This window comes from Asanoa sp. NPDC050611 (assembly GCF_040654855.1).
Lineage (GTDB): Bacteria > Actinomycetota > Actinomycetes > Mycobacteriales > Micromonosporaceae > Asanoa.
Genome location: NZ_JBFAIU010000314.1, coordinates 1 through 8,888 on the forward strand (window position 1 = coordinate 1; position 8,888 = coordinate 8,888).

The following is an 8,888-nucleotide window of genomic DNA, read 5'->3' on the forward strand; positions in this document are numbered from 1 at the left end:
CGCCAAGAAAATGATCACCTTGAGCGACAACGACGCGGCGACGAGGCTCTTCCAGAAGATCGGCGGCACGTCGGGGCTGAACACGGCGAATCGGAGCGGCCGGCCGGCCAGGGCGGCCTCGATCGCATGGGCCCGGACGATGCGGTCGCCGACGCCGCCGAGCGCGATACGCACGGTGCCGCGGCCGCCGGCGGCCGCGCCGCCGGGTCCGCCGCCGGCTCCAGCGCCGGCATCGGCGGCGGTTGCGGCGTCCGCGTCGACGACAGCCGCGACCGTGACGATCGACGCCGAGTTGAAGCGGCGGCGGGCGGCCTTCAGATAGCGGAAGCTGCCGGGCGCCGGAAGCGCGAAGGCGACCTCGGTGACCAGGCCGCGCGGGCGGTCGCCGTCGACGAAGTCCGCCACCGGCAGCTCGCGGGTGACGTCGCCGTCGGCGAGCGTCAGCCGGGCCGCGAGCGCGACGAGGGCGACGGCGAGGTCGCCGTGCGGCTGGTGAGCGAAGAGGTTGCCGCCGACCGTGGCGAGGTTGCGGACCGGGACGGAGGCGATCGAGCGGACGACCGGGTTCAGCACCTCGAGTCGTTCGTCGTCCTCGACCTGCGCGAGGGTCGTCGCCGCCCCGATCACCGCGGTCCCCCCGTCGACGCGGATGCCCGCGAGCCCGGTGCGACGCAGGCTGACCAGCTCGGTCGGCGGTGACGCGTAGTCGTTGAGCCGCGGCATCAGGCTCGTGCCGCCGCCGAGGACCGTGGCGCCATTGTCGAGCAACCGCACCGCGGCGGAGACGTCGTCGGGGACATGAACCTCGGTCAGCATGGCGGCCCCTCATTATCGATATCGATAATGAACGTATACGGTCTATGTATGTTGGTCAACAAGACGAAGCCGACGCTGAGCGAGAGCATCCGCGACGGCCTCGTGGAGCTGATCGTCTCGGGTCAGCTCAAGGCGGGCGAGCGGCTGATCGAGACGAAGATCGCCGCGGACTTCGGCACCAGCCAGGCGCCGGTGCGCGAGGCGTTGCGCGAGCTCGAGGGCCTCGGCCTGGTCGAGAGCCGCCCCCGGCGCGGTCGGCACGTGCTGCCTTTCGTCGAACAGACCATCCGCGAGGCGTACGTGGTGCGCGCGGCGCTGGAGGAGACCGCCACCCGCCTGGCGATGCTCAACAACCGGCTCCCCCTCGACGCGATGCGCGACGACGTCGCGGACATGCACCGGTGCGCGGCCGCCGGCGACCTGCGCGCGATGGGCCTGGCCAGCGCCCGCTTCCACCGGCGGGTCGTGGTGGCCAGCGACAACTTCCTGCTGCAGCGGGCCTGGGAGGGCCTGCAGATCGAGTCCCGCACGGCGATCACGCTGGTGTTGACGAACCCGTCGCTGGAGCACGTCGCGGCCGAGCACGCGGAGTTGCTCGACGTACTCGCGGCGGGCGACGTGGAAGCCGCGTGCCTGCACACCCGGGCACACCAGTGGGCGTACGCGGACCTGCCGCACGACATGCACGGCGCCGCGCGCGAGGTGCGCTTCCCGGGTTAGCCCAGACAGCGCCACCCGATCGGGGGATCGTTTCGCGGCGGCGTCTCCAGAAGCCTGGGATGTCATGACCGAACCGCCCGCCGGGCCGCCCGGTGCTCCCGTCTACGGGACGCCTTACCCGCCGACCACCCCGTTCCCGCCGGCCCAGCAGCCGCATTACGGCTACGCCGCGCCGCCGACCGCCGGCGCCGAGCTGCAGCCGTACGTTCCCGCCGCGCCGCCGGTGTCGTACGGGCCGCCGCCGTACCCGGTGAACTATCCGCTCGTCTCGGCCGGCGGCCGCCTCGGCGCGGCGCTGCTCGACTCGCTGCTCGGCCTGATCACGCTCGGGATCGGTTGGCTCGTCTGGTCGCTGGTCACCTGGTCCGACGGTCAGACGCCGGCCAAGAAGCTGCTCGGGCACGTGGTGGTCGACGCGAACACCGGCGAGCGGTTCGACTGGGGCCGGATGGCGCTGCGCGAGCTGTGCATCAAGGGCCTGCTCGGCTGGCTGCTCAACATCTTCACCTGCAGCGTCTGGTTCCTCGTCGACTCGTTCATGATTTTCGGCGACCGCCAGCGCACGCTGCACGACCGCATGGCCAACTCCGTCGTGCGGCACGGGTAGGAGCGCCACAGCCCGCCGTCGGGCACGATGTCGACCATGGAGGGGTTGCTGCTCGTCGTCGTGCTCGGCGCGACCGTTCTGGTCGGCACGGCGATCGGATCGCGGTACAGCGTCGCGCCGCCGGTGTTGCTGCTCACGTTCGGCGGGCTGCTCGGGCTCATCCCGGCGCTGTCCGACGTGCACCTGCCGCCCGACGTGGTGCTGCTGCTCTTCCTTCCGGCGATCCTCTACTGGGAGAGCCTCAACACGAGCCTGCGCGAGATCCGGTCCAACCTCCGGGTGATCATCCTGTCGGCGGTCGTGCTGGTGATCGTGACGATGGTCGCCGTCTCGTACACCCTGCAGGCCGCCGGGGTCGCCGCCGCCGCGGCCTGGATCCTCGGCGCCGTGCTCGCGCCCACGGACGCCGCCGCCGTGGCCGGTCTCGCGAAGCGGATGCCCCGTCGCACGCTCACCACCCTGCGGGCCGAAAGCCTGATCAACGACGGCACGGCACTGGTGTTGTACGCCGTCGCCGTCGGCGCGCTCGTCGGCGGGCACGTGCCCGGCGCGGGCCTGCTCGTCGGCGAGCTGATCTGGTCGTCGGCCGCCGCGGTGCTGGTCGGTCTCGTCGTCGGGTACGGGGTGGTGCTGGTCCGCCGCTACCTCGACAACGCGCAGCGCGAGGGCGGGCTGAGCATCCTCACCCCCTTCATCGCGTTCCTCGTCGCCGAGGCGATCCACACGAGCGGGGTGGTCGCCGTCGTGGTCTCCGGTCTCGTCCTGTCCTGGGCCGGGCCGCGGATCATCCGGGCGCGTTCGCGGCTGGAGGCGTACTCGTTCTGGGACCTGGGCACGTTCATGCTCAACGGCAGCCTCTTCGTGCTCGTCGGCCTGCAGATCCCCAGTGCGCTGCGGGGCATCTCGAGCGTGTCGGTGCGGCACGCGGTGGCGATCGCGTTCCTGACGGCCGGCGCGGTCATCGTCACCCGGCTCGTGTGGGTGCACGTGGTGGCGTGGGTGATCCGCCTCGTCGACCGCCGCCCGGTGCAACGGGCCCGGCGCGTCAACTGGAAGGTCCGCACCGCCGGCGGCTGGGCCGGCTTCCGCGGCGCCGTCTCGCTCGCCGCCGCGCTCGCGGTGCCGATCACGCTCGACGACGGGAGCACGTACCACGACCGCGATCTGATCATCTTCTGCACGACGGTCGTCATCGTGGTCACCGTGCTGCTGCAGGGCACGACACTGCCGCTGGCCGTGCGGTGGGCCGGCCTCTCCGGTGGCGACCCCGCCCGCGTCGACGAGACCCGCCACGCGCGGATCCGCGCGACCGAGGTCGGGCTCGCGGCGCTGCCCGAGATCGCGGCCCGGTTCGGGGCGCCGGACGAGGTCGCGGAGCGGATCCGCGCCGACTACCAGGGGCATCTGGACACGCTGCACGCCGAAGGCGCCGAGCACGGCGTGCAGGCGTGGCAGGACCAGGTCGATCGGCGGGTCCGCCTGGAGGTGCTGCACCGCAAGCGGGTGGCGGTCACGAAGATGCGCGACGACCGCGAGATCGACGACATCGTCCTGCGCGACCTACAGGCGTCCATGGACATCGAGGAGGTCCGGCTGCTAGGCCCGGCACCCACCGACTAGCTATCGTTTCCATGTGGACAGCCCGTCGCGTGTCCGATCCGCCGCCAGGTCCGACATCCCGGTCCTCAGCCGGCTGCTGACCCAGCTGTACGCCTTCGAGCTGCCCGGGCTCCTGCGCGGTGACCCGGCCGCACAGGCCGAGTTCGTGCGGCGCCTCGTGCTGTGGGGGCCACTCGACGGACGGTTCGTGCTCGTCCGCGGCGACGAGGTGGTCGCGACCGGCGCCGTGGCGACGATCGACGCGCCCCGCCCGCCGACCGCGTCGGGCGCCCTGCTGTCGCTCCCGTCGCTGATGGGCGCCGCCAACGCCGTCAAGAGCCTGGTCGGCGTGGCACGCGGGCTGCTGATCGTCGCCTCTCCCCCGGCGGCCGACGAGGCCCAGATCCACTCGGTGGTGGTCGACGACCGCGCCCGCGGCCAGGGCGCCGGTGCGGAGATGATGGCCCACCTGGAGCACACGGCGACGGCGGCGGGCAAGCGCCGGGCGGTCCTGCAGGTGGTCTCCTCGAACGCGGGCGCCCGCGCCTTCTACGCGAACCTCGGCTACACCGAGGGCGGCCCGACCCACGGCCGCCTCCGCAGCGCGGTGGGCTTCCGCTCGGTGCTGATGCACAAGGACCTGGCGCCTACCGGCTAGCCTTCCGGCCTCGGCGGCTCTCCCGGTAGGCGGTGGCACGCAGCCGCCAGAGCAGGCCGGCCGCGACCACGCCCGGCACCGACCGCATCAGCGGGTCGAAGGTCAGCCCCCGGTCGACCTCCGGCGACACCGCCTGCCCCAGGTCGAGATGTCCGGCCACCCGCCACCGACCGGTGCGCGAGGCCGTCGCGACCAGCAGGCGCGTCGGGCTGGTGGTCGGGAACGCGGCGAACAGCCGGCGGCCCTGGCGCGTGCGGTAGGTGGCGATCGAGGTGTAGCCGGCCGCACTCATGCGCCGCCGCGGGAACGGCACCTGCCGCACGAGCGGCGCCCGCCCCAACGCGCTGGAGACGAGCAGGTCGAGGTCGCGGCCCGGCCCGCCACCGTCGCGCACGCGCACGGCCACACCGAGCACGTCGGGCCACCCACGCGGCAGCCCGGCCCCGCGCGAGAGCCGAACGAGGGCCGGATGTTTTCCCGACCGGTCGAACGGCACGACCGTGCCGTGGCTGGTGAACGTGGCCTCGAACGTGCGACCGACCTTGTGCACGGCCCGACCGTGCCGCACCCGGGACAACGCCCGGAACACCGCACCGAGAGGCGACCGCACCTTCCGCACGCGACCACATGCCCGCTGCGGCCGCGCTGAAACGAGCGTCAAAGGGCAAAGGTCTTGACCTTTGCCGAAGGCAGGCGTCCAATGGATCGATGATCGACGTACTGCCGGTCGCGCTGCGCTGCGTGCTCTGCCAACAGGCGCATCCGTCCACTGTCGACGCTCACGTCTGCCCGCGGCACGAGGGGTTGGCCGGCGTCCTCGACGTCGTCGTCGACGGCGCGGGGCGCGGTGACGGCGACGATCCGCTCGACCGTTACCGGTCGCACCTGCCGCTGCCGGCCGGGGCGCGCACGCTTCCCGCCGGTTATCTCGCGCCCACCCCGCTGCTGCCCGCGCCCCGGCTCGCGGCGGCGCTCGGGGTCGGTGAGCTGCTGATCAAGGACGAGAGCCGCAACCCCACCGGGTCGCTCAAGGACCGGTCGTCCGCCCTGGCCGTCGAGCTCGCCGTCTACGGCGGGTTCACCGACATCGCGTGCGCCTCCACCGGGAACGCGGCCTCCAGTCTCGCCGGGGCCTGTGCCGTGGCCGGGTTGACCGCGCGCATCTTCGTGCCCGTGGGCACGCCCGCCGGGAAGCTCGCGCAGCTCGCCGCGTTCGGTGCCCGGGTCATGCTCGTGCGCGGCAGCTACGACGACGCCTACTACCTGTGCGAGGACGCCGCCCGCGAGTTCGGTTGGTACGACCGCAACTGCGCCGTCAACCCGTACCTCATGGAAGGTAAGAAGACCTGCGGGCTGGAGCTGGCCGACCAGCTCGCCGGCACGCCCGCCGACTGGGTGAGCGTCGCGGTCGGCGACGGCTGCACCGTGGCCGCGATCGGCAAGGGGCTCGCCGCGGGCGGGCACGGCGCGACCAGGCTGCTGGCCGTCCAGCCGGCCGGTGCCGCGCCGATCGTCGACGCGTTCGTCGCCGGGCGGGAGGAGATCGAGCCCGTCCAGGCGCGGACCGTCGCCGACTCCGTGTCGGTCGGGCGGCCGCGCAACGCCGTCAAGGCGCTGCGGGCCGTGCGCGCCAGCCACGGTGCCTTCCGGGCGGTCGAGGACACCGAGATCCTCGACGCCGTGCGGCTGCTCGGTGCGCACGCCGGCGTCTTCGCCGAGCCCGGTGCCGCCGCGGGGATCGCCGCGATCCGACAGGCCCGGGCCGACGGGCTGATCGGCCCGCACGACCGGGTGGTGCACGTCGTCACCGGGAGCGGGCTGAAGACCTCCGGCGCCACCGCCGTGCCGTTTCCGGAGGTCGAGCCCACTCTCGACGCAGTGCGCGCGGCGTGACCGACGCACCGTTCGTGCCGGTCCGCGGCGGGCGGCTCTACGAGGACGTCGTCGACCAGATCACGTACGCCATCCGCAGCGGCCGTTTCGTCGCCGGCGACCGGATCCCCGGCATCGACGACCTGGCCGCGCTGCTCGGCACCAGCCGGCCGACCGTGCGCGAGGCCGTCGGGCTGCTCGCCGGCGCGGGAGTGCTGCGGGTGACCCGCGGGCACACCGGCGGCATCGAGGTCGCCACGTCGATCGTGCCGCCCGCCGTGCTCGCGCTGTCCCGGGCCGGCCACCGCGCCACGCTGGCCGAGCTGACCGAGGCGCGCCGGCCGGTCGAGCAGGAGCTGGCCCGGCTGGCCGGGCAGCGGGCCACCGAGGAGAACTTCGCCGCGCTCGCCGCCGCGATCGACCTGCTGGCGCCCGCGCGCGGCAAGCCGGCGGAGTGGGTCCACGCCAACGACCTGTTCCACTACGAGATCGCCCGGGCGGCCCGCAGCCCGCGGCTGGCCCGCTACTCCCACGAGATCATGGAGGAGCTGGCGATCCTGCTCGACGGCTTCGACGAGCAGTACACCGACTACGCGCACACCGTGCACATCCACCGGGAGACGCTGCGCGCGCTGCGCAGCCGGGACGCCGGGCGGATCGCCGCGGTGATGGACGACCACCTGGGCGAGCTGGAGGACACGTGATCACGATCGTCGGCGCCCGGGTGTTCCTCGATGAACGTCTGGTGGACACCACCGTAATCATCCACGATGGACTGATTCACGCGCTGGGCCACGAGCCGGGCGGGACGGTGGTCGACGGCGCCGGCGCGACGCTGCTGCCCGGCCTGATCGACTGCCACACCCACCTGTGCGCCACCGCGACGCCCGACATCATCACCCAGATGACCGGCGACAGCCTGACCCGCGCCACCCTGCACGCGGCCCGCAACGCGCGCGCCCACCTCGACGCGGGCGTGACGACGGTACGCGACTGCGGCGCCCTGGGCGGAGTCGCGATCGAGCTGGCCCGGGCGATCGACGACGGCCTGGTCGAGGGCGCCCGCGTGCAGGCCGCCGGTCTGGTCATCACGATCACGGGCGGCCACGGCCACTTCCTCGGCCGCGAGGTCGACGGCGTCGACGAGGTGCGCAAGGCCACCCGCCAGGCGGTCAAGGAGGGCGCGGGCTTCATCAAGGTGATGTCGACCGGCGGCCTGCTCACGCCCGGCGTCACGGCCGGACGCACCGCGTTCGCCCCCGACGAGCTGGCCGTGCTGGTCGAGGAGGCGCACAACGCGGGCCTGCGGGTCGCGACGCACGCGATCGGCAACGAAGGCATCAAGAACGCCCTGCGCGCCGGTGTGGACTCGGTGGAGCACGGTTTCTACCTCGACGACGAGGCGATCGAGCTGCTGCTGGCCCGCGACGACGTCTACCTCGTGCCGACGCTGGCCGGGGTCGAGTGCGCCCTCGCCCACGGCGCGGAACTGGCGCCGTGGCTGCGGACCAAGTCGCAGGCCGTGGTCGAGGACCGGGCGGCCAGCTTCCGGCGCGCGCACGAGGCGGGCGTCAAGTTCGCCGCCGGCACGGACGCCGGCACGCCGTTCAACCCGCACGGCGGGCTGCCCGCGGAGATCGCGCTGATGGCCGAGGTCGGCCTCTCCCCCGCCGAGGCGCTGATCGCGGCCACCCGCCACGCGGCGGCCAACCTGGGCCTGGCGGACCGGCTCGGCACGATCGAGGTGGGCAAGGTCGCCGACCTGGTCCTGGTCGAGGGTGACCCGCTGGCCGACCTCGGCGCGCTGCGCAAGGTGCGCCAGGTCATCCAGGGCGGCGTCCTCCGCCCGCCGGCAACGAACCCGTAGCCCGGCGCGCAGCGCCACGTTGCGGCACGGCCCGCGGCCTGGTGCCCGACGATCGCGCAACCGGCCTCTGGCCAGGCGCGCCGGGAGGCGGCGCGGTCACGCCTGGCGCCCCACGACCCCCGGCAGCGCGCCCGTGAGCCGACCTTCCGCCACCACGGCGGTGCCGTTGACCAGCACCTCGTCGATCCCCGACGGCACCGCGACCAGCGCGTCCTCGCGGACCGCCGTGCCGACCCGGGCCGGGTCGAAGACCACCACGTCGGCCCGGTAGCCCGGTGCGAGCACGCCCCGGTCCGTGAGCCCGACCTGCGCCGCGGGCTCGGCCGTCATCCGGGCGACCGCCGCCGGCAGCGGCACCAGCGCCTCGTCGCGGACGAAGCGGGCAAGCATCTCCGGCACGTAGCCCCAGTCGGACGCGCACATCGCGTGCCCCGCCAGCGGACCGTCCAAGGCCCCCGTCAGGCCGTCGCCCATGATGAGAAAGTCCGGCTGCGTCAGGGCCCAGCGCAGGTCGTCGTCCGCGAAGACCGGCTCGACCACGACCGCGTCGTAGAAGTCGTCGCCGGCGCGGCGCAGGATCTCCAGGACCACCTCGGGCAGTCCCATGTCCCACTCGGCGGCCAGGTCACCCAGCGTGCGACCGACCAGCGTGCCGTCGTTCCCGTCCGACGCGACGTGGCAGGCCGCCGCCTCGCCGCCCGCCAGCGCGTCCACGAAACGCTGGTCCAGCGTCTCCAGCAGGCTGAAGT

10 protein-coding genes are annotated in these 8,888 nt (G+C 73.6%); 7 read left to right on the plus strand and 3 right to left on the minus strand.

Features of this window, described 5'->3' with window-relative positions; all coding sequences use genetic code 11:
- A partial coding sequence (locus tag AB0H87_RS32955; RefSeq protein WP_360154627.1) for an FAD binding domain-containing protein occupies nucleotides 1–816 on the minus strand: 816 nt, incomplete at its 3' end.
- Nucleotides 817–864: 48 nt separating this feature from the next.
- Between AB0H87_RS32955 and AB0H87_RS32960 the strand changes: the two genes are divergently transcribed.
- From AB0H87_RS32960 to AB0H87_RS32975, 4 genes are all read left to right on the plus strand, one after another.
- Nucleotides 865–1,536: a GntR family transcriptional regulator gene (locus AB0H87_RS32960; protein ID WP_360154630.1), complete on the plus strand. Its 672-nt coding sequence runs from the start codon at nucleotides 865–867 to the stop codon at nucleotides 1,534–1,536.
- A 64-nt stretch (nucleotides 1,537–1,600) separates the two neighbouring features.
- Entirely contained in the window at nucleotides 1,601–2,143 is a 543-nt protein-coding gene (locus AB0H87_RS32965; RefSeq protein WP_360154633.1) for an RDD family protein, read from the plus strand.
- Nucleotides 2,144–2,179: 36 nt separating this feature from the next.
- Nucleotides 2,180–3,763 (plus strand): Na+/H+ antiporter, encoded by a 1,584-nt coding sequence (locus AB0H87_RS32970; protein ID WP_360154636.1) that lies wholly within the window; start codon nucleotides 2,180–2,182, stop codon nucleotides 3,761–3,763.
- Between the two features lie 13 nt (nucleotides 3,764–3,776).
- Complete coding sequence (locus AB0H87_RS32975; RefSeq protein WP_360154639.1) at nucleotides 3,777–4,400, plus strand: GNAT family N-acetyltransferase; 624 nt, start codon at nucleotides 3,777–3,779, stop codon at nucleotides 4,398–4,400.
- Here the strand turns inward: AB0H87_RS32975 and AB0H87_RS32980 are convergent.
- On the minus strand, nucleotides 4,390–5,010 hold the full coding sequence (locus AB0H87_RS32980) for a phosphodiesterase (protein WP_360154642.1): 621 nt from the start codon (nucleotides 5,008–5,010) through the stop codon (nucleotides 4,390–4,392). The two genes, AB0H87_RS32975 and AB0H87_RS32980, sit on opposite strands and share 11 nt — an antisense overlap.
- Nucleotides 5,011–5,108: 98 nt before the next feature.
- Here AB0H87_RS32980 and thrC point away from each other — a divergent pair, with 98 nt between their 5' ends.
- Genes thrC through AB0H87_RS32995 form a run of 3 tightly spaced genes read left to right on the plus strand, consistent with a single transcriptional unit; the run spans nucleotide 5,109 to nucleotide 8,139 of the window.
- Nucleotides 5,109–6,293 (plus strand): threonine synthase, encoded by a 1,185-nt coding sequence (gene thrC / locus AB0H87_RS32985; RefSeq protein WP_360154645.1) that lies wholly within the window; start codon nucleotides 5,109–5,111, stop codon nucleotides 6,291–6,293.
- Complete coding sequence (locus tag AB0H87_RS32990; RefSeq protein WP_360154648.1) at nucleotides 6,290–6,976, plus strand: FCD domain-containing protein; 687 nt, start codon at nucleotides 6,290–6,292, stop codon at nucleotides 6,974–6,976. Before thrC ends, AB0H87_RS32990 begins: the two co-directional genes overlap by 4 nt.
- Entirely contained in the window at nucleotides 6,973–8,139 is a 1,167-nt protein-coding gene (locus AB0H87_RS32995; RefSeq protein ID WP_360154651.1) for an amidohydrolase family protein, read from the plus strand. The genes AB0H87_RS32990 and AB0H87_RS32995 overlap by 4 nt, the downstream gene beginning before the upstream one ends.
- A gap of 96 nt (nucleotides 8,140–8,235) precedes the next feature.
- On the opposite strand, the gene AB0H87_RS33000 is transcribed toward AB0H87_RS32995, so the two are convergent.
- The coding region (locus AB0H87_RS33000) for an amidohydrolase family protein (protein ID WP_360154654.1) at nucleotides 8,236–8,888 on the minus strand (653 nt) is incomplete at its 5' end.

Coding starts and splice junctions, on each gene's coding strand:
- AB0H87_RS32960 (WP_360154630.1), top strand. CDS start 865: ATGTTGGTCAACAAGACGAAGCCGACGCTGAGCGAGAGCATCCGCGAC.
- AB0H87_RS32965 (WP_360154633.1), top strand. CDS start 1,601: ATGACCGAACCGCCCGCCGGGCCGCCCGGTGCTCCCGTCTACGGGACG.
- AB0H87_RS32970 (WP_360154636.1), top strand. CDS start 2,180: ATGGAGGGGTTGCTGCTCGTCGTCGTGCTCGGCGCGACCGTTCTGGTC.
- thrC (WP_360154645.1), top strand. CDS start 5,109: ATGATCGACGTACTGCCGGTCGCGCTGCGCTGCGTGCTCTGCCAACAG.